Source organism: Rhizobium acidisoli (assembly GCF_002531755.2).
Lineage (GTDB): Bacteria > Pseudomonadota > Alphaproteobacteria > Rhizobiales > Rhizobiaceae > Rhizobium > Rhizobium acidisoli.
The window spans coordinates 3461192-3487900 of the sequence record NZ_CP034998.1; the positions used below are offsets into that span (position 1 = coordinate 3461192).

The following is a 26709-nucleotide window of genomic DNA, read 5'->3' on the forward strand; positions in this document are numbered from 1 at the left end:
GCTCTGATCAGGCGACGCCGATCCGCAGCAGATCGTGGAAATGCACCAGCCCGACCGGCCGGTGGTCGTCGTCGATGACGATCAGCGCGCCGATGTGGTGCTGGTTGAGCAGCGCCAGCGCGGCGGTCGCCAGCATCGTTGGCTTCACCGTCTTCGGCGTCCGCGTCATGATGTCGTCGACCGCAAGCTCTGAAAGATTGCGGGTCAGGTTTCGGGCCATGTCGCCTTCGGTGACGATGCCGCAGAGCCGCCCATCCTCGTCAAGCACGCCGACGCAGCCGAAATGCTTGCGCGACAGCACCGTGATCGCCTCCGGCATTGCCGTGCCCCTGGCCACGAGCGGCAGCCGTTCGCCGGTGTGCATAATATCGGCGACATGCATCAGGCTCGCGCCCAGCTTGCCGCCGGGATGGAAGACGTGGAAATCCGTGGCGGTAAAGCCGCGCGCCTCCAACAGCGCCACGGCCAGCGCGTCGCCGATCGCAAGCTGCATCAGTGTCGAGGTCGTCGGCGCCAGCCCATTCGGGCAGGCTTCCTGCTCGTTCGGCACGAGAAGGACGATATCGGCGGCTGTCGCAAGTGAGGAACTGCCGCTGCAGGTAATCGCGATCAGCGGAATGGAGAAGCGCCGCGTGAAGGAAATGATGCTCTTGAGCTCGGCGCTCTCGCCGCCCTTGGAAATTGCCAACACGACGTCGTCGGTCGCGATCATGCCGAGATCGCCGTGATTGGCCTCGGCCGCATGCACGAAAAAGGCAGGAGTCCCGGTTGAAGCGAACGTCGCCGCAAGCTTGGCGCCGATGTGCCCGCTCTTACCGACGCCGGTGACGATAACACGTCCGGTGATATCGCCGATAACTTCGACAGCGCGTGTGAAAGGACCGGCCAATCCATTGCCGAAGGCCTGTTCGAGCGCTTCAAGACCGCGTCTTTCGATCTCTATCGTGCGTTTTGCCGATTCGAGCACGCTGTTTTCAACGAGGTTTATCGCTCTTCTGTTCATGAAGCTGCGTTAGACCTTTTCACTTTCCAAGTCCACCCCGCACTCTTTCCGAAATGTGAACGGCACCCGCCGTCGGCAACGAATGATTAACCACGAGGCTTTACCTTTGGGTAAGAACCGAAAGCATGTCAGGCGCGAATTGCATGGGCCAGCCAAAACAGACGAGCAGTGTGACGCCGCTCCGCGCCATGAGCCGTGCCGTCACTTTTGCTGCGTTCGGTGGCCTGCTTCTCAGCCAGACGGCAGCCCTGGCGCAGTCCGCCTCGCAACAGCTGGCAACGACGGCAAATAGCCGCTCCACCGTCTCTCAGGACAACACCACGAACGCCGCCGCCGCTTTCGATGACGGCACCGACGATACCGCCACGCCTGCGGCGAACGGCACGACCGCAAACCCGGATGATGCCGCGCAGAGGCCGGCCATACCGGATGCGCAAGCCGGCGACGACATTACCGGCTCCATCCTCGATGAGGATATCCGCCGGCTGAACACCCGCGAAGCACCGATCGACGAAACGCTGCCGCGCCGCCGGGCTGCCGAAAGTGCCTCGACGGCCGAAACGCCGGGCATTCCGATCGGCACCTTCGTGCTCCGCCCGAGCGTCACCCAGAGCATCAACACCGAGACCACCAAGGACGGCAGCACCACGCAAAGGCGCGCCTTCCTCGAAACCGATGCAGCCGCGACACTCACCTCCGACTGGGGCCGGCATCAGCTGACCGTCACCTCGGAAGGCGCCTGGCAGCGGAATATCAGCGGCGAGGGTGAGGAGCAGCCGTCCTTCAAGGTCAACGGCGACCTCCGGCTGGATCTTCCCGACGATACGGTCGCGCATCTCACTGCCGGTTACAATTTCTACCGCGAGGATACGGACGATCCCGATGCGATCGCCAATGCGACACAACAGTCGGACGTACAGGAATTTTCGGCTGGCGCCTCCGTCCAACGCGATTTCGGCATCCTCCGCGGCACGACGGCGCTGGCGCTGACCCGCTCGATCTATTCCGACGCCACGCTGACCAATGGCACGACCGTCGCTCTCAGCGACCGCGACCAGACGACCGGCACGTTGCGCGGCCGCGTCGGTTACGAACTGTCTCCCGCACTCATTCCCTTCATCGAGGCCACGGTCGGCCGGACGCTCTATGACGAGACGCGTGATTCGGCCGGTTACGAACGTTCCGGCCATAGCTACGGCGCCAAGGCAGGCGTCGAGGTCGATCTCGGCGAAAAGCTGAAGGGTGAAGTCGGCGTCGGCTACGAGATGGCGAATTTCGAAGACAGCCGGCTGTCGTCGATCGATACCGCGACCCTCGATGCGAGCCTGCTCTGGTCGCCGATCCGCGGTACCGATGTCAATCTCGACCTGCAGACGAGCATCCAGCCCTCGACCACGGCGGGCGAAAGCGGCTATGTCTCGCACGCGTTGACGACGACGGTCACCCACCAGTTGCGCGACAATCTGGTTGGCACGATGATCGGCGGGGTGACGTGGCGCGATTATCCGACCGACAGCACCATCAACGACGAGCTCGTCTATACCGCGGCGACCGGCCTGACCTGGAACATCAACCGCTATCTCGATCTCACCAGCACGCTCGGCTACGAGCTGACCGCGCGCAAGGAAGGCACCGATTCGCAGCAATGGCGCGCCGGCGTCGGCCTCAAGCTCAAACGCTAAAAGCATGTCGCCCTGCCATCCGCTCAGGCTGATGCTATCAGATCCTGCAGGATGCCGATGATGCGGCGGTGCTGAGGGGCGTGACGTGTGCGGATGCTGGTTGCGGCATAGACCGTCTGTTGAATGGGTGGAGCGTCCTCTACCGGGAAAGCGGCACCTTCCTTGATAAGTCGCGCAGCACTGCTTTTCATGAGGTAGGCAGCGCCCCCCAGCGTCATCAGCAATTCCCTGATGGCGATGTTTTGCCCCGACGCCAGCGGTGCTGCCGACAGATGCGGCAAAGCCAGTCGGTGGGCACGGTCGAAGGCCGGAGAATAGATGGCCTGGATATAGGTTTCGGGTCGAAGTGCGCCGACGGTGCAGGCGACGTTGCTGACCAGATTATATGTCATTTCCCCGATTCTTTCATAGTAAAGGTCGGGCAGGTAGTGCGGAGTATAGAGAACGGCCAGATCGAGATCTCCAGCAGCGAGGTCGCGGTTCATCTGGTTCGAGTAGTCTGCTTCCACGTAGATCGATGTCCCAGGCAGCTCGGCGCGGACCGCAGAAAGCCAGCGCCCGGCAAAGATTTCGGCAAGGTCGTGTTGGATGCCGAGCCGCATGGATCGCTCATAGGCGCCCGCATTCTCGACCGCCCGCGTTGCCTCATTCCACTGATATTGAAGGGCTTTCGCATGATCCAGGAAACGCAGGCCCGACGCCGTCGGTGCGGTGCCACCCTTGTTGCGGGTGAAGAGCTTTCGGTTGAACTGCGCCTCCAGCGCCTTAACGCGATGGGAAACGGTTGATTGCGTGACGTTCAACCGCTCCGCCGTGCGGTTGAAGCTGCGGGTTTCCATCAGGTCGAGAAAAGTCTCGATAAGATCAATCTGCATGTTCTTTCCAGGCTCACTGGTCGAGGGGATCTGGCATTATCTAATCGAATTCTTCGATCAATAAAGCAAGTTCCCTCCGCTTGATGCCGCTCCCGTTCGTTGCCACACTTCCCTTCGAACGAGGAGCAGCCATGTCGAATTTGCCATCTCAGGCGCGCGTTGTGATTATCGGCGGAGGAGCTGTCGGCGTATCCGCCCTCTATCATCTGGCCATAGCGGGCTGGACCGACGCGGTGCTTCTGGAAAAAAACGAACTGACTGCCGGATCGACGTGGCATGCGGCCGGCAATGTGCCGACGTTTTCTTCTTCCTGGTCGATCATGAACATGCAGCGCTATTCCGCCTCGCTCTATCGCGAGCTGGGCGCTCAGGTCGACTATCCGATGAACTACCACGTGACCGGCTCGATCCGGCTCGGCCACTCGAACGAGCGGCTGCAGGAATTCAAGCGTGTGGTCGGCATGGGACGCTACCAGGGCATGGACCTCGACATCCTGTCGCCCGAGCAGATCAAATCGAAATATCCCTTTGTCGAGACCCATGACCTCATCGGCGCGCTCCACGATCCGCATGACGGCGACATCGATCCGGCGCAGCTGACCCAGGCCTTGGCAAAGGGCGCTCGCGACCTGGGGGCGCGGATCTTCCGCTTCTGTCCCGCAACCGGTGCGCGCAGGGAAAACAACGAATGGATCGTTTCCACCCCCGAGGGTGATATCCGCTGCGAATATGTCGTCAATGCCGCCGGCTATTACGCCCGCGAAGTCGGCAAATGGTTCGGCCGCGAGGTGCCGATGATGGTGATGAGCCATCAGTACATGCTGTTCGAAGAAATTCCTGAGCTTGCCGCATGGTCGAAAGAGGCAGGCCACAAGCTGCCGCTGCTGCGAGACGTCGATAGTTCCTACTATCTGCGGCAGGAAAAGACCGGGATGAACCTCGGTCCCTATGAGCGCAATTGCAAGGCGCATTGGCTGACGCCCGAGGATCCGATGCCGGAGGATTTCTCCTTCCAGCTTTTCCCCGACGATCTCGAGCGGCTGGAATGGTATCTCAATGACGCTGTCGAGCGCGTGCCGATCCTCGGCACTGCCGGTCTGTCGCGCATGATCAACGGACCTATCCCCTATACACCGGACGGCAATCCGCTGATCGGGCCGATGCCGGGCGTGCCGAATGCGTTTGAGGCCTGCGTCTTCACTTTCGGTATCTGCCAGGCGGGCGGTGCCGGCAAGGTGCTGGCCGAATGGCTGACCGAAGGGCAGACCGAATGGGACATGTGGTCCTGCGACCCACGTCGCTATACGCGCTTTGCTTCCGACCAGGATTACTGCATCGCCAAGGGCATGGAAGTTTACGGCCATGAATATGCGATGCATTTCCCGAAACATGCCTGGCCTGCTGGTCGCAACAGGAAACTCTCGCCGATCCATGATCGGATCGCAGCACTTGGTGCGCAATTCAAGCCCTATAATGGCTGGGAGCGCGCCAACTGGTACGCCAAATCAGGCGATGACACGTCGGAACAATCAACGCAGACCTGGAATCGGGCGGGACCGTGGCAGAAACGGATCGAGGAGGAATGCCTGGCGGTGCGTGATGCTGCGGGCATTCTCGATCTGCCGGGCTTTTCCCGCTACCGCCTGCAGGGTGAAGGCGCGCGCGACTGGCTGCTCGGCCTGATCACCGGCAAGGTGCCGAAACCCGGCCGCATCGGACTTGCCTATTTTGCCGACGACAAAGGCCGTATCGTCACCGAAATGTCGGTGATGGCGCTGGAAGAGAATCTTTTCTTCTTGACCACCGCAGCGACAGCGCAGTGGCACGATTTCGCATGGTTGCAGAAGCATCTGCCGAAAGACGCGAGTTTCACGCTCGACGATGTGACGGACGATTTGGCCTGCCAGATACTGTCAGGGCCGCAATCGCGTGCCATCCTCGCAGAAGTCACCGATGCCGATCTTTCCAAGCCGTGGCTGACGCACCAGTCCTGCCAGATAGCAGGCCGCCCACTGCAGCTGGTGCGCGTTTCCTTCGTCGGCGAGCTTGGCTGGGAGCTTCACACGAAGGTGGACGACACGGCCGCGGTCTTCGACGCGGTCTGGGCTGCAGGCGGGAAGCATGGCCTGAAGCCATTCGGCATGGAAGCACTCGACAGCCTGCGTATCGAGAAGGGCTACCGCGCCTGGAAGGGCGACCTTTCCACCGATTACACCATACTGCAGGGCGGGCTGGAGCGTTTCGTCGACTGGGCAAAACCCGATTTCAAGGGCAAGACGGCGCTCGAGCGCGAGAAGCAGCAAGGTGTGACGAAGCGCTTCGTCACATTGGCTGTCGATGCCGGCGAATGTGACGCCCCCTATATGTCGACGCTCTGGCGCGACGGTCAATTGGTCGGAGAGACAACGTCGGGCAACTGGGGCTACCGCGTCGGCAAGTCCGTGACGCTCGGCATGCTGCGGTCGGATCTGGCGGTGCCGGGCACGGAGCTGGAGGTTGAAATCTTCGGCGACCGGTTCAAGGCCGTCGTCCAGCCCGACCGGCCGTTGTGGGATCCCGAGAACGAGAGATTGCGAGCATGACGAAACCCATCCCCCAAAAGGCACGCGCGGTGATCATCGGCGGCGGGGTCTCAGGCTGTTCCATCGCCTACCATCTGGCGAAGCTTGGCTGGACCGATGTCGTACTGCTCGAACGCAAACAGCTCACCTCAGGCACCACATGGCACGCGGCTGGCCTCATCGGTCAGCTCCGCGCCTCGCAAAACATGACGCGCCTCGCCAAATATTCCGCCGATCTCTACGTCAGGCTGGAGGCCGAAACCGGCATCGGCACCGGCATGCGCCAAAATGGCTCGATCACCGTTGCCCTGACCGAAGAGCGTAAGGAAGAGATCTACCGTCAGGCCTCGTTGGCCCGGGCGTTCAAAATCGACGTTCGCGAGATTTCGCCGCAAGAGGCGAAGGCGCTTTACCCGCATCTCAACATCGGCGACATCAAGGCAGCGGTTCACCTGCCGCTCGACGGACAATGCGACCCGGCAAACATCGCCATGGCGCTCGCCAAGGGAGCTCGGCAGCACGGTGCGACCATCATCGAAGGCGTAAAGGTAATCGACGTGCTTGCCAGGGATGGTCGAGTCGTCGGCGTCGTCTGCGAACAGGCCGGCGAGCGTTTCACGATCGAGACGGAAAATGTCGTCAACGCCGCCGGCATGTGGGGCAGAGATCTCGCTCGGCAATCCGGCGTCACCTTGCCGCTGCATGCCTGCGAGCATTTCTACATTGTCACCGAGCCTGTTGGGGGGCTGAAATCTCTGCCTGTGCTGCGTGTGCCGGACGAGTGTGCCTATTACAAGGAAGATGCCGGCAAGATGCTCATTGGTGCCTTCGAGCCGGTTGCCAAGCCCTGGCCGCCGGCGGGCGAGGCGATCCGCGAGGACTTCTGCTTTGACCAGTTGCCCGAAGATTTCGACCACTTCCAGCCCATCCTCGAAATGGCGATCAACCGGATGCCGATGCTGGAAACCGCCGGCATTCACACCTTCTTCAATGGACCGGAGAGCTTTACGCCCGACGATCGCTATTATCTGGGCGAGGCGCCGGAACTGAACGGGTATTGGGTGGCGGCCGGATACAATTCGATCGGCATCGTATCTTCTGGCGGTGCCGGCATGGCGCTTGCCCAATGGATGAACGACGGCGAACCGCCCTTCGATCTCTGGGATGTAGACATCCGCCGCGCCCAGCCCTTTCAGAGAAACCGGCTCTACCTGAAGGACAGGGTCACGGAGACGCTCGGCCTGCTTTACGCGGACCATTTCCCCTATCGGCAGATGGCGACCGCGCGCGGTATACGCCGCTCGCCGATCCATGAGCACCTTGCGGCGCGTGGCGCCGTGTTCGGCGAAGTGGCTGGCTGGGAGCGCGCCAACTGGTTTGCCAGGGAAGGGCAAGAGCGGGAATACCAGTATAGCTGGCGGCGACAGAACTGGTTTGAAAACCAACGCGAGGAACATCTGGCAATCAGGACCGGCGTCGGTCTCTTCGACATGACCTCCTTTGGGAAAATCCGGGTCGAAGGGCGAGACGCCTGTCGCTTCCTGCAACGGCTCTGCGCCAACCAGATAGACGTGCCCGCCGGCCGTATCGTCTATACGCAGATGCTGAACCATCGTGGCGGCATCGAAAGTGACCTCACCGCAACCCGGCTGACCGAAACCGCCTTCCTGCTCATTGTTCCAGGTGCGACGCTGCAGCGTGATCTTGCCTGGTTGCGCAGGCACGTGGCCGATGAAAATGTCGTGGTTACCGATATGACGGCCGCCGAAAGCGTGCTCTGCGTGATGGGTCCGGAGTCGCGTCAGCTGATGCAGAGGGTCAGCCCTGACGATTTCTCCAACGACGCCCATCCCTTCGGCACTGCGCGGGAAATCGAGATCGGCATGGGAGTGGCTCGCGCTCACCGCGTCACCTATGTCGGCGAGCTCGGCTGGGAGCTGTATGTCTCGACCGACCAGGCCGCCCACGTCTTTGAGGCGCTGGAACTGGCTGGCCGAGACATCGGTCTGAAGCTTTGCGGCATCCACACGCTCGATAGCTGCCGCATCGAAAAGGGGTTCCGCCATTTCGGTCATGACATTACCGATGAGGATCATGTGCTGGAAGCAGGCCTCGGCTTCGCCGTCAAAACCGGCAAAGGGGAGTTCATCGGCCGCGATGCCGTCTTGCACAAGCAGGAAACGGGCGTTGATCGCCGGCTGGTGCAATTCAAGCTCACAGATCCTGAACCGTTGCTCTTTCACAACGAGGTGATCGTCCGCGACGGAGAGATCGTCGGCACCATAACCTCCGGCAACTACGGCCACTTCCTCGGCGGTGCGATCGGGCTGGGTTACGTGCCCTGTGAGGGTGAGAGCGCGGCGGAAGTGCTTGGCTCATTTTACGAAATCGAGATTGCGGGAACGAGGGTGAGAGCCGAGACGTCACTTGCGCCGATGTATGACCCGAATGCCGCGAGGGTTCGGATGTGACAACGGACATGTCGGTATTTGCAACTGCTGCGCCGTCGGCCGACGGCATCGATCAACTCATTGCCGCTCATAAGCCGGGCCACGGTCTTGCCCGGCCATTCTACACGGATCCGGACATTTATGAGCGTGATCTGGAGCGCGTGTTCCGCCGCCATTGGCATTGCCTCGCGCATGAGAGCGTTGTTCCAAAGCCGAATGACTTCGAAGTGTTTCGGATGGCCTCGGAACAGGTGATCCTCACGCGCCATGCCGATGGAACAATTCATGCGCTGCTCAATGTCTGCCGCCATCGCGGCGCCGAGGTCTGTACCCGGGATAAGGGCAATGCCCGTGTCTTCGTCTGTCCCTACCATGCCTGGACCTATGGCAATGACGGAAGCCTGAAGGCAGCCAGACTGATGCCAAAGGATTTTAAGCGGGAGGATTATGGGCTGAAGGCGCTGCATATCCGTGTGGTCGAAGGCTTGATCTTCATTTCCTTCGCAGACGAGCCGCTCGATTTCTCCGAGGTCGAGAATCTGCTTCATGCGACCTGCGGCCAATATGGCTGGGGGCAGGCTAAGGTGGCGCATCGGCAGACCTACCCGGTCGACGCCAACTGGAAGCTGGCGGTGGAAAACTATGTGGAATGCTACCATTGCGGCCCGGCGCACCCCGAATATTCGCAGACTCACGCGCTGGAGCAGCCGGCGCACATGATTGAGGCGCTGAACGCCTCGATGGAGGAACGCACACGCGCCCTCGGCATCGAGGTCGGTTCCGGCGATCGCTGGCAGACATCTGCGAAAAACAGAGAAGCCATCCACGCGTTCCGCTATGCGCTTTATGACGGGGTGAAGACCGGCAGCCAAGACGGCTCGCCGCTCAGCATGCTGATGGGCCGATTTACGGAATTTGATGGCGGCGTCACCTCCGTCCATCTCGGCGGCACCTCATTTCTCGTCTGCTACCCCGACTACGGTATGATCTATCGCTTCATTCCGAAGGGCCCGAGAGCTTGCGAGATGGAACTCATCTGGCTCGTCAACAGTGAAGCCGAGGAAGGCAGAGACTATGATCTCGCCAAGCTCGTGTGGCTCTGGACGGTGACGACTGACGAGGACAAGGCCATTATCGAGCACACGTCGCGCGGCGTTCTCTCGCACTATTTTTTGCCTGGACCGATCGCGCCGATGGAGCAGAACGAGCTGCGCTATATCGACTGGTATCTCGACGAGATCAGTCGGCCGAGCTGACCGAGTTCTGATGCATCTTGCCCGCAAGTGATCAGCGGTTCCGGGATAACAACATGCAAAGCGCCGCGCATCTGGGAGGATACGCGGCGCTGTAACATTTATACGCTATGCGGAGAACTTACCTCAGACCGGCAAGCAATTCCTTGAAGCCGCCTTCGACGGTCGGGCGGATATCGGCGCGTTCGAGGGCGTAGGCGACATTGGCAAGAATGAATCCGTCCTTGGCGCCGCAGTCATAGGTCGTGCCGCGGAAGTGATACCCGGCGAAATCCTGTTCCTTCAAGAGCTTCAGCATGCCGTCGGTGAGCTGGATCTCGTTGCCGGCGCCGCGTTCCTGGGTTTCGAGGATCCGGAAAATCTCCGGCTGCAGGATGTAGCGGCCGTTGATGAAGAAGTTGGACGGCGCCGTTCCCTTGGCGGGCTTTTCCACCATACCGGTGATTCGGAAGCCCTCGCCGATCGCTTCGCCGACACCGACGATGCCGTATTTATGGGCCTGGTCGGGCGCACATTCTTCGACGGCGATGATATTGCCACCGCTCTGGCCGTAAAGGTCGATCATGCCCTTCATGCAGCCCTTGTCGCCCTTCATGATCATATCGGGCAGCAGCAGCGCGAAGGGCTCGTCGCCGACGATCTCGCGGGCGCACCAGACCGCGTGGCCGAGGCCGAGCGGCTCCTGCTGGCGGGTGAAGCTCACCGTACCGGCCTTCGGCAATTGCTGGGCGAGAAGGGTGATCTCGGCCTTCTTGGCACGCTCGCGCAGCGTCTGTTCCAGCTCGAAATGGATGTCGAAATAGTCTTCGATGACGTGCTTGTTGCGCCCGGTGACGAAGACCAGATGTTCGATCCCGGCTTCGATCGCCTCATCGACGACATATTGAATGATTGGCTTGTCGACGACGGTCAACATTTCCTTCGGAACAGCCTTGGTTGCTGGCAGGAATCGCGTTCCCAATCCGGCAACCGGAAATACTGCTTTACGAACTTTGTTGTGTTGAGCCACACCCGGCCTCCTGCTTCGATCATATCGCTTTGGAAATGGAGCTTTTTAGCTTTAACTAGTATAGAATTGCTACTGTTTTGCAAATGGTGACCGCAGCGGATCGCCATGGTAAAGAATTTGTTGACTCCGTTCCTGTAGTCTCGGGTCTGGGCGGACATGAAGCCCCGTTGCGCCAGAAACTGAAGATGACGGATACGACTGTCGATGACCCAGAATCACAAATACTCCCTTCGTGGTCTTGCTCTCGCCTTCATTGTCGCCGCCCAAGTGGGGCTGGTCCCCGACAACGCGAAAGCCGATTCCCGGTTCCAGAAATGGATCGCGGATTTTTACCAAACAGCCGCTCAGAGTGGCATCAGTAAGGCAACCTATCAAAAGGCCTTTTCCGGGGTGAGCGAGCCCGATCCGACCGTGCTCGAAAAGGCGGCCTACCAGCCGGAATTCACTTCGAAAATCTGGGACTATGTCGATTCCCGCGTCAATCCCTATACGGTCAAGATCGGCCGCGAGATGGCCGTCAAGCACGCCAGGACGCTGGCCGCGATCGAACAGCGATTCGGCGTCGACAAGACCATTCTGCTCGCCATCTGGTCGATGGAATCGAATTACGGCGCCATTCTCGACAAGGACGACCGGCTGCATTACGTGCCGCGGGCGCTCGCAACGCTTGGTTATGCCGATCCGAGCCGCGCCAAATTTGCCAAGAAACAGCTGATCGCCGCGCTGAAAATCCTGCAGAACGGCGACGTGCCGGCACGCGAGATGACCGGCTCCTGGGCCGGCGCCATGGGCCACACCCAGTTCATTCCGACAAGCTACCTGCTTTATGCCGTCGATGCCGACGGTAACGGCCATCGCGACATCTGGAACTCGGTGCCCGATGCGCTGGCGACCTCGGCCAATCTGCTGATGAAGAACGGCTGGGACACCGGCAAGACCTGGGGCTATGAGGTTGTCGTTCCCGCCGCAGCCGCCAAACAGATCGGCAAGACCCATACGCTCGCCCAATGGGCAGCCCTCGGCCTGACCCGCCCGAACGGCAAGGCCTTCCGCGAGAGCGGTGCCAAGGCGGTGCTGAAAATGCCGGCCGGGCCGAGTGGCCCGGGCTTCCTGATGACCGCCAACTTCTTCACCATCAAGAACTACAATGCGTCGGACAGCTATGCACTTGCCGTCGGCCTGCTCGCCGATCAGATTGCCGGCTACGGCGGCATGCAGCAGCGCTGGCCGCGCCCGGACGGCGCCCTCGATATCACCGAGAAGTTCGAGCTGCAGACCCGTCTGAAGACGCTCGGTTACTACAATGGCGAGGTCGACGGCAATTTCGGCTCGGGTTCGAAAGCGGCGATATCGGCGGTGCAGTCTCGCATCGGCATGCAGCCGGACGGCGAGCCCTCATTGCCGCTTCTGAACGCCCTTCGTCGCTAGAAGCGGCGGAATCGTGACCTAGATAAGAGCGGGTGTGGACGCTGGCCTGGCTTGCGTGCAAGATGCCGGCAGATGCGGAACTGCCCATGACGAAGAAAACTGACCGGACCCCAATCCGTTGGCTCGTGCTCGCCTTGGCGGCGGTGTCGCTATGCCTTGGCGCGCTTGCGCCGGTGCATATGGCGGAAGCCCAGGAGCAGCGCTACCAGCGCCGTTCGATCCTCGATTTCTTCCTCGGCCGGCGCTACCTCGACGACGGGCCGCAGGCGCCTGACGTCCCGCAGCCGCGGCGCCAGCAGCGCAAGCGCCCGCCGCCGCAGAAAGCCATCGTCAACACCCGCACCGCGCCACCGATCCGCGCGCCCGTGCAGGAGGAGCCGGTCGTGCAAAAGCTCGGCGACGCCAAGAAGATCCTGATCGTCGGCGATTTCCTGGCCAGCGGCCTCGGCGACGGCCTGACTGCCGCCTTCGAGACTTCGCCGGGGGTCGTCGTCGAAGCCCGCGGCAACGTCTCATCCGGTCTTGTCCGCGACGACTATTACGACTGGCCGGAACAGCTGCCGAAGATGATCGACGAGCTGAAGCCGGCCATGGTCGTCGTCATGATCGGCGCCAACGACCGCCAGCAGATGGTGACAGATACCGCCAAGGAGAAGTTCCGCACCGACGGCTGGTTTAGCGAATACCGCCGCCGCGTCCTTTCCTTCGGCAAAGAAGTTACCGACCGCAAGATCCCGCTGCTCTGGGTCGGTCTTCCTGCCTTCGAATCCGATCAGATGACGGCCGATGCCGTCCAGATGAACCAGCTTTACCGCAACCAGGTCGAAAGCATCGGCGGCGAATTCGTCGATATCTGGGATGGCTTCGTCGATGAAAACAGCAACTTCATCGTCACCGGCTCGGATGTGAACGGCCAGCAGGTGCGCCTGCGCACCTCCGATGGCATCAACCTCACGCAGGCCGGCCGGCGCAAGCTCGCCTTCTATGTTGAAAAGCCCGCCCGCCGCATTCTCGGCACCCAGGCAAGCCCGGATTTGGTCCGCCTGGACGAAAGCAATCTGCCGGGCCTCGGCCTTCCCACCAATCCGGTCGAACACACCGTGCCGATCAGCCTCTCCGATCCCAATCTCGACGGCGGCGCCGAGCTTCTTGGCGCCAGGCCCCCGCCAATGACTTTGACGAGGTCGCCCCGCGACCTCCTGGTCGAGCAGGGCGAAATGACGCCCGCGCCGCCCGGCCGCGTCGACGATTACCGCTTGCCTACGGCGAAGACGCCGGCCGAAGTCTCGGTGAAATGAAAAGTCGGCGCGGCAGCCTTCCGCTTCGTTCCGTTTACGTCGCCGCTTGCGGCCCGCTTCCCGGCATTGCTTGAGGTTTGCGGCGGATACCGGCGCGTCAAGCGGTCGCACCGAGAACGTTTCCCAAACAAAAAACTCCGCCGGAAGGGCGGAGTTTTGTCTCGGGATCTCTACGCGGCTTGCGGTCAGTTCGGCAGAACGGTCGAGCCCATCAATGCCTCGTCGATGGCGCGCGCCGCCTGGCGGCCTTCGCGGATTGCCCAGACCACCAGCGACTGGCCGCGGCGCACGTCGCCTGCCGTCCAGAACTTATCGACCGAGGTCTTGTAGTCGCGGTCGTTGGCGACGACATTGGTCGAGCCGCGCTTGTCAGTGTTGAGCGTCAGCTTTCCCTCGAGTTCCTTCAGCACGCTTGTCGTGAACGGGCCGCGGAAACCGATGGCGATGAAGGCGAGATCGGCGCGGATGACGAATTCCGTACCTGGAACCGGCCGCCGGCGCTCGTCGACCTCGCAGCACTTGACTCCGGTCAACACGCCGTCTTCGCCAACGAATTCGAGTGTCGCCACCTGGAATTCGCGCACGGCGCCCTCGGCCTGCGAGGAGGAGGTGCGCATCTTCGTTGCCCAGAAGGGCCAGACGGCGAGTTTGTCTTCCTTCTCCGGCGGCTGCGGCCGGATGTCGAGCTGGGTGACCTTGACGGCGCCCTGCCGGAACGCCGTGCCGACGCAGTCCGAAGCCGTGTCACCGCCGCCGACGACGACGATATGTTTGGCGCCGGCAAGGATCGGATCCGACGGCCAGCCGACGCTGTCGATGTTCTCGCGCCCGACGCGGCGGTTCTGCTGCACCAGATAGGGCATGGCATCATGCACGCCGGCAAGGTCCGTGCCCGGAATGCCCGCTTCGCGCGGCGTCTCGGAGCCGCCGCAATAGAGGACGGCGTCGTGATCGGCGAGCAGCTGCTCGACCTTGACGTCGACGCCGACATTGGCGCCGCAATGGAAGGTGACGCCCTCGCCCTTCATCTGCTCGACACGGCGGTCGATGAAATTCTTCTCCATCTTGAAGTCGGGAATGCCATAGCGCAGCAGGCCGCCCGGCTTGGTCTCGCGCTCATAGACATGCACCTCGTGGCCGGCGCGGCCGAGCTGCTGGGCAGCCGCCATGCCGGCGGGGCCGGAGCCGATCACCGCGACCTTCTTGCCGGTATGAACCGTGGCCGGCTGCGGCCGGATGAAGCCGAGCTCATAGGCCTTGTCGGCGATCGCCTGTTCGACCGTCTTGATGGCAACAGGTGCATCTTCGAGATTCAAAGTACAGGCTTCCTCGCAGGGCGCCGGGCAGACGCGGCCGGTGAACTCCGGGAAGTTGTTGGTCGAATGCAGGTTCTGGATCGCCGCTTCCCAGTTGTTGTTGTAGACGAGGTCGTTCCAGTCGGGGATCTGGTTGTGCACAGGGCAGCCCGTGGGGCCGTGACAATAGGGGATGCCACAGTCCATGCAGCGCGCAGCCTGTTTCTGCACTTCCGGGTCCGACATCGGGATCGTGAACTCACGGAAATGACGGATACGATCCGACGCCGGCTGGTACTTCGCCACTTGCCGGTCGATTTCCAGAAACCCCGTTACCTTACCCATATCTTCGTCCCTTACCCTCATGACCGCCTCACCGCAGCCAATCTGTCTATCGTCAGTCCCGGTAACCGGGGCAAGTTGCTTCTCGTGACCGTCATTGGAACATGTCCTCTGAAACATCCGCGCGATCTGGACGGCTTTCCGCCGTCGGCATGATCGTCACGGGGTCATCGGGATATTTCCGTCATCCGCCGCATCAGGTCGGCGGATGACGGCTGTCCCGGTGCATATCATTCCGCGGCAATGCCCATCCGGCTGCGCTCCATTTCCTCGAGCGCACGTCGGTATTCCACAGGCATGACCTTGCGGAACTTCGGGCGGTAGTCAGCCCAGCTGTCGAGGATCTGCTTGGCGCGGGTGGAGCCCGTATAGTGCAGATGGTTGGAGATCAGCTGGTAGAGGCGCTCCTCGTCATGGCGGGTCATGTCGCCCGAGACGTCGACGCGTCCCTTGTGCATGAGATCGCCGCCGTGATGATGCAGCTTCTCCAGCATGTCGTCCTCCTCGGGCACCGGCTCGAGTTCGACCATCGCCATGTTGCAGCGGCTGGCGAAATCGCCGGTTTCGTCGAGCACATAGGCGACACCGCCGGACATGCCGGCCGCGAAGTTGCGGCCGGTTGCGCCGAGCACGACGACGACGCCGCCGGTCATATATTCGCAGCCATGATCGCCGACACCTTCGACGATGGCGATCGCACCCGAATTGCGCACCGCGAACCGTTCGCCCGCCACGCCGCGGAAGTAGCATTCGCCTTCGGTCGCACCGTAAAGCACGGTGTTGCCGACGATGATCGAGTTTTCGGCGACGATGCGCGAATTCTCCGGCGGCCGGATGATGATCTTGCCGCCCGAAAGCCCCTTGCCGACATAGTCGTTGCCGTCGCCGATCAGGTTGAAGGTGATGCCGCGCGCCAGGAAGGCGCCGAAGCTCTGACCCGCCGTGCCGCGCAGCGTCACATTGATCGTATCTTCCTTCAGCCCGCGATGGCGGTAACGCTTGGCGACCTCGCCGGACAGCATCGCACCGGCCGAACGGTCGACGTTCTTGATGCCGACCTCGAAGGCGACGGGCGTCTTGTCGGTCAGCGCCGGCTCAGCCTGCTTAATCAGCGCGCGGTCGAGAATATCGTCGATCGGGTGCTGCTGCCGGCTCGTCCAGAAGGTCTCTTCCTTGGCGGCGTCGACCTTGTGGAAGATGCGGCTGAAGTCGAGGCCATTGGCCTTCCAGTGCGCCAGCATCTCGTCCTTCTCCAGGAGCTCCGAGGCGCCGATGATCTCGTCGAGCCGGGTGAACCCGAGCGAGGCGAGGATTTCGCGCACTTCGTTGGCAACGAAGAAGAAGTAGTTGATGACGTGCTCAGGCGTACCCTTGAAGCGCTTGCGCAGCACCGGATCCTGGGTCGCTACGCCCACAGGACAGGTGTTGAGATGGCACTTGCGCATCATGATGCAGCCGGCCGCAATCAGCGGCGCGGTGGCGAAGCCGAACTCGTCGGCGCCGAGCAGCGCCCCGATGATGACGTCGCGGCCGGTCTTCAGGCCGCCATCCACCTGCAGCGCAACGCGCGAGCGCAAGCCGTTCAGCACCAGCGTCTGCTGGGTCTCGGCAAGGCCGATCTCCCAGGGACTGCCGGCATGTTTTAGCGACGTCAGCGGAGACGCACCCGTGCCGCCATCGAAGCCGGAGACGGTGATATGATCGGCGCGCGCCTTGGCGACACCGGCAGCGACCGTGCCGACACCGACTTCGGAGACCAGCTTGACCGAAACGTCGGAGGTCGGGTTGACGTTCTTCAGATCGTAGATCAGCTGCGCCAGATCCTCGATCGAATAGATGTCGTGGTGCGGCGGCGGCGAAATCAGGCCGACGCCCGGTGTCGAGTGGCGGGTCTTGGCAACCGTCGCGTCAACCTTGTGACCCGGCAGCTGGCCGCCCTCGCCGGGCTTGGCGCCTTGCGCCACCTTGATCTGCAGCACATCGGCGTTGACGAGATATTCGGTGGTGACGCCGAAGCGGCCCGACGCGATCTGCTTGATCGCCGAACGTTCGGGATTCATGGAACCGTCGGAGAGCGGCATATAGCGGTCGGACTCCTCGCCGCCCTCGCCGGTGTTCGACTTGCCGCCGATCCGGTTCATGGCGATCGCCAGCGTCGTGTGCGCTTCGCGGGAGATCGAGCCGAAGGACATCGCACCCGTCGAGAAACGCCTGACGATATCGGCCGCCGGCTCGACTTCGTCGATCGAAACCGGCTTGCGGCCGAGCGCCTCGGCGCTCTTGATATTGAAGAGCCCGCGGATCGTGTTCATGCGCAGCGCCGAAGCGTTCACCATCTCGGCGAATTCGCGGTAGCGGTCCTCGGCATTGCCGCGTACGGCATGCTGAAGAGCGGCGACCGCATCGGGCGTCCAGGCATGGCTTTCGCCGCGCATGCGGTAGGCATATTCGCCGCCGATCTCGAGCGTCGTGGCCAGCAGCGGATCCGTGCCGAAGGCAGCGTTGTGCCGGTCGACGGTCTCGGCGGCGATCGCCTCGAGGCCGATGCCTTCGATCATCGTCGCGGTGCCGAAGAAATACTTGTCAACCAGTTCCGACGACAGGCCGATCGCGTCGAAGATCTGCGCGCCGCAATAGGACTGATAGGTCGAGATACCCATCTTCGACATGACCTTGAGGATGCCTTTACCGACCGCCTTGATGTAACGGTAGACGACTTCGGAAGCATCCACTTCCTTCGGGAATTCACCCTTGGCATGCATGTCGAGCAGCGTATCGAAGGCAAGATAGGGGTTGATCGCCTCGGCGCCGTAGCCGGCGAGCAGGCAGAAATGATGAACTTCGCGCGGTTCGCCGGTCTCGACGACGAGACCGACCGAGGTGCGAAGCCCCTTGCGGATCAGGTGATGATGCACAGCCGCTGTGGCAAGCAGGGCCGGAATGGCTATCCGATCCGGCCCGATCTGGCGGTCGGAGAGCACGATGATGTTGTAGCCGCCCTTGACGGCGGCTTCCGCGCGCTCGCAGAGCCGGTCGAGCATCTCAGGCATGCCGGCAGCACCCCGCTCGATATCATAGGTGAAATCGAGCGTCTTGGTGTCGAAGCGGTCTTCCGTATGGCCGATCGAGCGGATCTTTTCGAGATCGCCATTGGTGAGGATCGGCTGACGCACTTCGAGCCGCTTGGCGTTCGCCATGCCTTCGTGGTCGAGAATATTCGGCCGCGGGCCGATGAAGGAGACGAGGCTCATCACCAGTTCCTCGCGGATCGGGTCGATTGGCGGGTTCGTCACCTGCGCGAAGTTCTGCTTGAAATAAGTGTAGAGCAGCTTCGGCTTTTCCGACATGGCCGAGATTGGCGTGTCCGTGCCCATCGAGCCGATCGCCTCCTGGCCCGTCGTCGCCATCGGCGACATCAGGATGCGGGTATCTTCGAGCGTGTAGCCGAAGGCCTGCTGACGGTCGAGCAGCGACACGTCGCGGCGCAGCGCCCGCGGCTCCACCGGCTTCAGTTCTTCGAGGATCAGCTGAGTGCGGCCGAGCCAGCTGCGATAGGGATGCGCCGTCGCAAGCTTCGACTTCACCTCGTCGTCGGAGATGATGCGGCCTTCTTCCATATCGATCAGCAGCATCTTGCCCGGCTGCAGGCGCCACTTCTGGATGATCCTCTCTTCCGGAACCGGCAAAACCCCGGCTTCGGACGCCATGATGACGCGATCGTCATCGGTGACGAGGTAGCGCGCCGGCCGCAGGCCGTTGCGGTCGAGCGTCGCGCCGATCTGCTTGCCGTCGGTGAAGGCAACGGCAGCCGGCCCGTCCCAGGGCTCCATCAGCGCAGCGTGATATTCGTAGAAAGCCTTGCGTTCTGGAGCCATCGACTGGTTGCCGGCCCAGGCTTCCGGGATCAGCATCATCACGGCATGCGCCATCGAATAACCGCCGCGCACGAGGAATTCGAGCGCATTGTCGAAACAGGCCGTGTCGGACTGTCCTTCATAGGAGATCGGCCAGAGCTTGGAGATATCCTCGCCGAACAGCGGCGAGGAGACCGAGGCCTGGCGCGCCGCCATCCAGTTGACGTTGCCGCGCAGCGTGTTGATTTCGCCGTTATGGGCGACCATACGGTAGGGATGCGCGAGCTTCCACGACGGGAAGGTGTTGGTCGAGAAGCGCTGATGCACCAGGGCGACCGCGCTTTCGAAACGCGGATCCGTCAGGTCCTTGTAATAGGCGCCGACCTGATAGGCCAAGAACATGCCCTTATAGACCACCGTCGCCGACGACAGCGACACCGGATAGAAATTGCTCTCTTCGCCGTCGAACTCGTCATAGATGCGGTTGGAGATCACCTTGCGCAGCGTGAACAGCCGACGCTCGAATTCGTCGTTGTTTTCGGCATCCTCGCCGGCGCCGATGAAGACCTGCACGTGATGCGGCTCGGTCGCGGCAATGGCCGGCGCCTTGGAGAGCGAGGAATTGTCGACCGGCACGTCGCGAAAGCCGATGAGGACCTGGCCTTCCTCGGTGACGACATCCTTGATCACCTTCTTGAAGTGCTCGATCTGCTTTTCATCGCGCGGCATGAAGATATGGCCGACGCCATATTCGCCGGCCGGCGGCAGCGTGATGCCCTGCGCGGCCATTTCCTCGCGGAAGAAGCGGTCGGGGATCTGCACCAGGATGCCGGCACCGTCGCCCATCAGCGGATCGGCGCCGACGGCGCCGCGATGCGTCAGGTTTTCGAGGATGAACAAGCCGTCCTTGACGATCTGGTGCGACTTCTGGCCCTTCATATGGGCGACAAAACCGACGCCGCAGGCATCATGTTCGTTGCGCGGGTCGTAAAGGCCTTGTTTCTTCGGCAGGCCGGAGGCGGATTTGGACATATTGGCCGTGGCGCGCACATTGGCAGCAGCGAACCGGTCAAATTCCATGGATGGCGTCTTCGTCATCATCTTTCCTCCTGTCGAAGCCCGCGGAGCCGCGGGCGGCTTTTCGTCCTGTGCCGCAACCAAAATAGGTCCGGCGCATGACAGCGCTGTTGCATGGTGAAGATCGGCCGCAGACATCTGCTTATCAAGGAAAGCAAACCGTCGCGTTCCGCGCCTGCCATTCGCCTCCGCGCGCCGCCATGGGGCTTGGCGCTCGGAAGAACTATAGCGTGAAAGCCCGTTCGTTCCAGGGCTTTCGGCGCCTCTTCGGCCGTTCCGGCCAAAATAGGACAGCAACACTGTCCTAATTCATCTGTTCTATGCCAGAAAGCATTCGGGTCCGCAAGAGCGCGTCCTCAAAAAACGTCAATTTGCGACGGAAGATTACCGGATCGGTCGCCGATGCGAAATAAAATTACGCCAGAGGCAGTCATTTTGTTTATTGATTGCGTAGTTCAATTTCTGTGATGTGTCATGGGCAACAGCCTTGATCCTGTGAAGCTTTGGCGTAATCTCCGCCTCGGCCCTGCCAAACCCTTCCTTTACAACGGTTCCCCTCATGTTCTTTGCTTCCGATAACTGGGCCGGCGCCCATAGATCCATTGCCGAACGCCTGCTGGCGGAATCGGCCGGTTATGCCGCCGCCTATGGCACCGGCGATCTCGACAAGAAGGTCGAGGCTCGTTTCTCCGAGGTCTTCGAGCGCGAGGTTTCGGTGTTCTTCGTCGCCACCGGCACCGCCGCCAACTCCCTGTCGCTGGCAAGCGTCCAGCGCCCCGGCGGCATCACCTTCTGCCATTCGGAGGCGCATGTGATCGAGGACGAATGCGGCGCGCCCGAATTTTTCTCCGGCTCCGCCCGCCTCGCCGCCGTCGACGGCGAAGCCGGCAAGATCGATCCGGCCAAGCTTTCCGCAAAAATCGCACACTTTCCGGAAGACGCCCTGCGTCAAGGACGCGCCAGCGCCGTGACCATCACCCAGGCAACCGAGATCGGCACCGTCTATTCCCTTCCCGAGATCGGCGAGATCGCCGCCATAGCAAGGAAACGCAACCTGCCGCTCCACATGGACGGCGCCCGTTTTGCCAACGCGCTGATCGCGCTGGGCGCCACCCCGGCCGAAATGACCTGGAAGCGCGGCGTCGACATGCTGTCCTTCGGCGGCACCAAGAATGGCTGCTGGTGCGCGGAAGCGATCGTCTTCTTCGATCCGGACCGCGCCCGGGAAATGCCCTTCATCCGCAAGCGCGCCGCCCAGCTTTTCTCCAAGTCGCGTTTCATCGCCGCCCAGTTCGATGCCTATTTCGAAAACGGCCTCTGGCTCGATCTCGCCCGTCATTCGAACGGCATGGCGAGCCGCCTGCGCGCCGGTATCGGCGCCAGCAACGCCACCCGCCTTGCCTGGCCGACCGCGTCCAACGAAGTCTTCGCCGTGGTCAGCAAACATGCGGCAAAAACCGCTGAGGAAAAGGGCGCGAAATTCTACGAATGGCCGGTCCCGGCGGCAACGCCCGAATTGGTTTCCGAGAACGAAACCCTGATCCGCCTCGTCACCAGCTTCGCGACGACAGAAGCGGATGTGGATGGTTTCCTGAAGTGCCTGGCCGCCTGACCGCCTTCCGAGGCCTGCCTCCGGCGGGCCTTTCGGCGACGGCCGTGGCTCACGCCGACCTCAGCCGTCTCACTTTCTGCAGAATATCGTCCGAAAGGGCGGCGACCAGCGCCTGATCCGCCCCTTTCCGCGGCACCAGCACGAATTCCACATCCTCCAGCAGCGGAAGTTTTGCCGCAGCGATCTCTTTTAGCCCCGAAGGCGCCATGCTGCGCGGCTGCACCAGCACGCCCATCCCGGCCCGCGCCGCCGCCGTCAACCCGCTGAGGCTCCCACAGGTGCAGACGATCCGCCACGCCACGCCGTTTCGCGCCAGCGCTTCCAGTGCGATCGCCCGGGTGACGCTCGGCGGCGGAAAGGCGATCAGCGGCAAAGGGCCGGCGGCGAGCACACGTTCGGGATCGCGCGCCAGCCAGACGAGCGGCTCGCGATAAACGAGTTTTCCGCGGGCATCGCCGAGCCGGCGCTTGGCAAGCACTAGATCGATCTCGCCATTGTCCTGCATCTCATAAAGCACGCCAGATAGCGCCACCGTCAGCTCCAGATCGACGGAGGGGTGCGAACGAACGAAATCCTCCAGCACCGCCGGCAACTGGCTGGTGACGAAATCCTCCGACACGCCGAGCCGCAGGCTGCCGCGCAGGCTGTTGCCCCGAAACAGCGACTGCACCTGCCCTTCGATCGAAAGCATGCTGCGCGCATGCGACAGTAGCGCCTCGCCATCGCCTGTTAAAATGACCTTATGCGTGTCACGTGCCAGGAGCTTGCGGCCGAGTGCCGCCTCCAGCCGCTGGATGTGCTGGCTGACGGTCGACTGGCCAAGGCCGAGCCTTTCCGCCGCCAGCGTAAAACTGCCCATCTGTTCGACGGCGACGAAACTGCGCAGTTGCGAAAGGTCCAGCATGATCCAGTTTCTCGATAACTGTTATTCCTTGCATCCTGGATCGCAATGGACGACAAAACAAGGACTGTTTTATCACGCCGCGAGACCACTATGCGTCGCTTTCTGCCCGATACCTTCACCATCCTGCTTGTCTGCACGGTCATCCTCGCCTCGCTGCTGCCGGCAAGGGGCGCCTTCGCGGGTTATTTCGGCATCGCCACCGATCTTGCCATCGCGCTGTTATTCTTCCTGCATGGCGCCCGCCTCTCGCGCGATGTCGTGATTGCGGGCCTGCTGCACTGGCGCCTGCATCTCGTCATCCTGTTGACCACCTTCGGCATTTTTCCGCTGCTCGGCCTCGGGCTCGGCTTCATTCCCGACACCATCCTGCCGCAGCCGCTTTATCTCGGCATCCTCTTCCTCTGTGTGCTGCCCTCGACGGTCCAGTCGTCGATCGCCTTTACCTCGATGGCGGGCGGCAACGTGCCTGCCGCCATCTGCTCGGCCTCGGCCTCCAACATTTTCGGCATGTTCCTGACGCCGCTGCTCGTCGGCCTGCTGTTTTCCGTCGGCGGCCATGGCGGCTTCTCCTTCGACGCGCTGGAGCAGATCCTGCTGCAGCTGCTGGCCCCCTTCATCATCGGCCAGATCCTGCAGCCCTGGATCGGCGACTGGATTCGCGCCAAGAAGAAGATCCTGATGCCCGTCGACCGCGGCTCGATCCTGATGGTCGTCTATCTCGCCTTCTCGACGGCTGTCGTCGAGGGCCTGTGGCATACCTTCTCGATCGCCGATATCGCCGCCGTCGTCGTCGCCGATATGGTCCTTCTGGGGATAGTGCTGGTGCTGACGATGGTCGGCAGCCGCTGGCTGGGCTTCGACAAGGCCGACGAAATCACCATCACCTTCTGCGGCTCGAAGAAGAGCCTGGCAAGCGGTGTTCCGATGGCAAACGTCATTTTTTCAGGCCAGTCGATCGGTGCGATCGTTCTGCCGCTGATGCTCTTCCACCAGATCCAGCTGATGGTCTGCGCCGTCATCGCCCAGAAATACGCCGCCGCCGCGGCCCGCCGCGCAATGGAAAAAGAGATAGAGGAAGCCGCCAGCCCGGCCTGACTCGCAACAAAAACGGCGCCCCGATGGAGCGCCGTTCGTTTACCCCATAGGGGATCAATCAGCCGTTGATGATCTGCGCCTCGATGGCCTTCGGAGCCTCGACCGGTTCTGCCGCAATCGCAATCTTGCGGGGCTTCATGGCCTCGGGAATGTTGCGCAGAAGATCGATGTGCAGCAGGCCGTTCTTAAGCGAAGCGGCGGTGACCTCGACATGGTCGGCAAGCTGGAAGCGGCGTTCGAAGGCGCGCTTGGCAATGCCGCGGTAGAGAAATTCGCCGCCTTCGGCAGGTTCCTCGGCCTTTTCACCCTTGACGGACAGGACATGGGCATGGGCTTCGATCGAAAGTTCGGTCTCGTCGAAACCGGCGACCGCCATGGTGATCCGATAGGTGTTTTCGCCGGTGCGCTCGATATTATAGGGCGGATAAGTCTGGGCCTGCTCCGGCTGGGCAAGGCTGTCGAGCATGGTGAAGAGACGGTCGAAACCGACGGTCGAACGATAAAGGGGAGAGAAGTCTACGTGACGCATGATGTCCTCCTGTGGAAGCGACGTGTTGCGATAAAATGCCCCTGAAACCCCATCTTTGGCGGCCTCGGGACGGTTGCGCAGGCCCTCTTCGGCACCCGCAGGAAGGAGATGGTGATGGGATTTGACGAGTTCAAGACCCTCCCGAAATCGCCCGACCGGCCCCGTGAACCCCGCATGAACGGCCGGTTCGGAGCGCATTCACACGCATCCGCCTAGAAATCGCAGCGTCGGGTGAATCTGGTCCCGATGGCTGAAGTGCATCGTCCCTTCTTCTTCAGCCTCAAACTCGGCCGGCTGCGAGCACCCTCATGCTCCTGCCGGCCCTTTTCACACTTTGCAGCCGTGCAGGGTCGCCGCTTTCCAAGCCGGATGCCATGCGCTATCCCTGATGCGAAGCAGTCAGCAGCGGCGCATTGGCAAAGTCATGGATCAGGTTCTCTATTCGACGCCCGACAATCCCGCCCCGGAAAACCGCACGGAAGGGTTCTTCGAAACCCATGACGGCCACCGGCTGCGTTACGCCGTTTTCCGCGCCAGTGCCCAGGTCGCCAAGGGCACCGTCGTCATCCTGCACGGCCGCAACGAATATATCGAGAAATATTTCGAGACGATCCGCGACCTGACGGCTAGGGGTCTCTGGGTCGCCACCTTCGATATGCGCGGGCAGGGCGGTTCGGGGCGGCTTCTGAAGCGCCGCAACCACGGCCACATCCGCCGCTTCGCCGATTACGAACGTGATCTCGACACCTTCCTCGAAAAGGTGGTGCTGCCGGATACCCGCCTGCCCTTCTACCTGCTCGCCCACTCCACAGGCGGGCTGATCGCGCTCTCGGCCGCGCCTTATCTTACCACCCGTATCGATCGCATGGTGCTGTCGGCGCCCTTCATCGGCCTGACCGGCCAGGCGGCCTCGCCCCGCGTCATCCGCACCCTTGCCGGCACGCTGACGGCTCTCGGCCTCGGCTTCCTGCCGCTGACTTCGAAGCTGAAGGAGCCGGATTTCCGCGACAATCCGCTGACCTCGGACGAAACCCGCTTCGAGCGCAATGTCGCGATGATGAAAGCCCATCCGGAGCTGACGCTCGGCCCGCCCACGGCCCGCTGGCTCACCGAGGCATTCCGCACGATGGACCGGGTCACCTCGCCCTATCATCTCTTCTCGATCACCATCCCGACCATCGTCATCGCTCCGACGCGTGACGGCGTCGTGCCCTATACGGCCCAGGAGCGGCTCTCGCGTTATTTCCGCGCCGGCCAGCTGGTGCCGATCAACGGCGCCCGCCACGAGATTTTCCAGGAACGCGATACCTATCGCGCTGCCGCCCTTGCCGCCTTCCACGCCTTCATTCCCGGCAGCGATGCCGAAGAAAACCAGCACGTCGCCGCCCTCGGCACGTGAGCCGGATCAGCAGAGCTGACCCGGGGGATTGGCAAGCCAACCCCGGACTAGCGCTGCAGGATGGCAATCGCCTGTTCGTAGACCGCCCGGCTGCCGGCGGCGATGATCGAGCCGCCGTTTTCAGGCCGTCCGCCGTCCCAGGTGGTGATGATGCCGCCCGCCCCTTCGATGACCGGAATGATGCCGCCGACATCATAGGGCTTCAGGCTGTTTTCGATGACGAGATCGATATGGCCGGCGGCAAGCAGCGCATAGGCGTAGCAGTCGCAGCCGTAGCGGAAGAGCCGGACCTGGCTCTCGATCTCGCGGTATTTCTCCATCTCCTCGCCGGCGAAGAGATGCGGTGAGGTGGTAAACAGGATGGCGTTCGAAAGAGCGTCGCATTGGCGCGTCGCCAGCCGCCGCTCGCCCTCCGGGCCGCTATAGATCGAGCCGTTCTGGTCGGCAAAATAACGCTCGCCGGTAAAGGGCTGTTCGATCATGCCCATGATCGCCCGCCCTTCTTTCTGCAGGCCGATCAGCGTTCCCCACACCGGCAGGCCGGAGATGAAAGCGCGCGTGCCGTCGATCGGATCGATCACCCAGACATAGTCGCGGTCGAGCCCGACATTGCCGTGCTCCTCGCCGAGAATGCCATGGTTCGGAAAATTCTCCTCGATCAGCGCCCGGATGGCGAGTTCGGCCGCCCGGTCGCCTTCGGTCACCGGATCGAAACCGGAGGAAAGCTTGTTGGTGATATCGAGACCGGAGCGGAAGCGCGGAAGCGTCTCGGCCTTGGCGGCCTCCGCCAGACGATTGAAGAACGAGCGGTCAGGAAGCATGGTCGGTCCGTGTGCTGGCGGGAGTGGTGTTTTCATAGCGAAAAGCAGCAGGAATGCAAACGCGGGCTGTTCAGCTCGGCTGCCTAAAGATATCGCAGCGCAATATATTGCTTGACATTTGTGCAACGCAATAGTAGCGTCCTTCGTACAGTCTTCTGACTGTAAATACCCTCCTTGGGTGTTTCCTCCCTAGACTTAGCCGCGCTTACAAGCGCGGTTTTT

The 26709-nt window shown here is 61.9% G+C and carries 17 protein-coding genes; 9 read left to right on the top strand and 8 right to left on the bottom strand.

Annotated elements, in window-relative coordinates; genetic code table 11:
• Nucleotides 1-7: 7 nt before the first annotated feature.
• Nucleotides 8-1003, bottom strand: a complete 996-nt coding sequence (locus CO657_RS17015) for a KpsF/GutQ family sugar-phosphate isomerase (protein ID WP_054185106.1) — start codon at nt 1001-1003, stop codon at nt 8-10.
• Nucleotides 1004-1146: 143 nt separating this feature from the next.
• On the opposite strand from CO657_RS17015, the gene CO657_RS17020 reads away from it, so the two are divergent.
• Nucleotides 1147-2685: an outer membrane beta-barrel protein gene (locus tag CO657_RS17020; RefSeq protein WP_054185107.1), complete on the top strand. Its 1539-nt coding sequence runs from the start codon at nt 1147-1149 to the stop codon at nt 2683-2685.
• Between the two features lie 23 nt (nt 2686-2708).
• Here the strand turns inward: CO657_RS17020 and CO657_RS17025 are convergent, their stop codons facing one another.
• Nucleotides 2709-3560, bottom strand: a complete 852-nt coding sequence (locus CO657_RS17025) for a LysR family transcriptional regulator (protein WP_054185108.1) — start codon at nt 3558-3560, stop codon at nt 2709-2711.
• 131 nt (nt 3561-3691) lie between these two features.
• Here CO657_RS17025 and CO657_RS17030 point away from each other — a divergent pair, with 131 nt between their 5' ends.
• The 3 genes from CO657_RS17030 to CO657_RS17040 are packed head-to-tail and all read left to right on the top strand — an operon-like array spanning nt 3692 to nt 9827.
• Nucleotides 3692-6142, top strand: coding sequence for a GcvT family protein (locus CO657_RS17030; protein WP_054185109.1), 2451 nt, complete (start codon nt 3692-3694; stop codon nt 6140-6142).
• On the top strand, nt 6139-8592 hold the full coding sequence (locus CO657_RS17035) for a GcvT family protein (protein WP_054185110.1): 2454 nt from the start codon (nt 6139-6141) through the stop codon (nt 8590-8592). The genes CO657_RS17030 and CO657_RS17035 overlap by 4 nt, the downstream gene beginning before the upstream one ends.
• A gap of 8 nt (nt 8593-8600) precedes the next feature.
• Nucleotides 8601-9827 (top strand): aromatic ring-hydroxylating oxygenase subunit alpha, encoded by a 1227-nt coding sequence (locus CO657_RS17040; RefSeq protein ID WP_054185111.1) that lies wholly within the window; start codon nt 8601-8603, stop codon nt 9825-9827.
• 118 nt (nt 9828-9945) lie between these two features.
• Here CO657_RS17040 and galU read toward each other — a convergent pair whose 3' ends face one another.
• Nucleotides 9946-10833 carry a UTP--glucose-1-phosphate uridylyltransferase GalU gene (gene galU / locus CO657_RS17045; protein WP_003585803.1) on the bottom strand — a complete coding sequence of 296 codons (888 nt, stop codon included), beginning with the start codon at nt 10831-10833 and terminating at the stop codon, nt 9946-9948.
• Between the two features lie 204 nt (nt 10834-11037).
• Here galU and CO657_RS17050 point away from each other — a divergent pair, with 204 nt between their 5' ends.
• Both CO657_RS17050 and CO657_RS17055 read left to right on the top strand, forming a co-directional pair.
• Nucleotides 11038-12261, top strand: a complete 1224-nt coding sequence (locus CO657_RS17050) for a lytic murein transglycosylase (RefSeq protein WP_003585804.1) — start codon at nt 11038-11040, stop codon at nt 12259-12261.
• Between the two features lie 62 nt (nt 12262-12323).
• On the top strand, nt 12324-13559 hold the full coding sequence (locus CO657_RS17055; RefSeq protein ID WP_197283919.1) for a DUF459 domain-containing protein: 1236 nt from the start codon (nt 12324-12326) through the stop codon (nt 13557-13559).
• A gap of 185 nt (nt 13560-13744) precedes the next feature.
• On the opposite strand, the gene CO657_RS17060 is transcribed toward CO657_RS17055, so the two are convergent.
• A complete protein-coding gene (locus tag CO657_RS17060) occupies nt 13745-15199 on the bottom strand; it encodes a glutamate synthase subunit beta (protein ID WP_037072987.1) in 1455 nt (484 codons plus the stop codon).
• 227 nt (nt 15200-15426) lie between these two features.
• Nucleotides 15427-20151, bottom strand: a complete 4725-nt coding sequence (gene gltB / locus CO657_RS17065) for a glutamate synthase large subunit (protein WP_197283920.1) — start codon at nt 20149-20151, stop codon at nt 15427-15429.
• A gap of 535 nt (nt 20152-20686) precedes the next feature.
• Between gltB and CO657_RS17070 the strand changes: the two genes are divergently transcribed.
• Complete coding sequence (locus tag CO657_RS17070) at nt 20687-21739, top strand: threonine aldolase family protein (protein ID WP_054185112.1); 1053 nt, start codon at nt 20687-20689, stop codon at nt 21737-21739.
• Between the two features lie 49 nt (nt 21740-21788).
• On the opposite strand, the gene CO657_RS17075 is transcribed toward CO657_RS17070, so the two are convergent.
• Nucleotides 21789-22643, bottom strand: coding sequence for a LysR substrate-binding domain-containing protein (locus tag CO657_RS17075; protein ID WP_012558927.1), 855 nt, complete (start codon nt 22641-22643; stop codon nt 21789-21791).
• Nucleotides 22644-22688: 45 nt separating this feature from the next.
• Here CO657_RS17075 and CO657_RS17080 point away from each other — a divergent pair, with 45 nt between their 5' ends.
• Nucleotides 22689-23738 carry a bile acid:sodium symporter family protein gene (locus CO657_RS17080; RefSeq protein ID WP_054185113.1) on the top strand — a complete coding sequence of 350 codons (1050 nt, stop codon included), beginning with the start codon at nt 22689-22691 and terminating at the stop codon, nt 23736-23738.
• A 58-nt stretch (nt 23739-23796) separates the two neighbouring features.
• Here the strand turns inward: CO657_RS17080 and CO657_RS17085 are convergent, their stop codons facing one another.
• Nucleotides 23797-24267 (bottom strand): Hsp20 family protein, encoded by a 471-nt coding sequence (locus CO657_RS17085; RefSeq protein ID WP_054185129.1) that lies wholly within the window; start codon nt 24265-24267, stop codon nt 23797-23799.
• 424 nt (nt 24268-24691) lie between these two features.
• On the opposite strand from CO657_RS17085, the gene CO657_RS17090 reads away from it, so the two are divergent.
• Nucleotides 24692-25666 (top strand): alpha/beta fold hydrolase, encoded by a 975-nt coding sequence (locus CO657_RS17090; RefSeq protein ID WP_054185114.1) that lies wholly within the window; start codon nt 24692-24694, stop codon nt 25664-25666.
• Between the two features lie 47 nt (nt 25667-25713).
• Here the strand turns inward: CO657_RS17090 and hisN are convergent, their stop codons facing one another.
• Entirely contained in the window at nt 25714-26487 is a 774-nt protein-coding gene (gene hisN, locus CO657_RS17095) for a histidinol-phosphatase (RefSeq protein ID WP_054185115.1), read from the bottom strand.
• Nucleotides 26488-26709 lie beyond the last annotated feature (222 nt).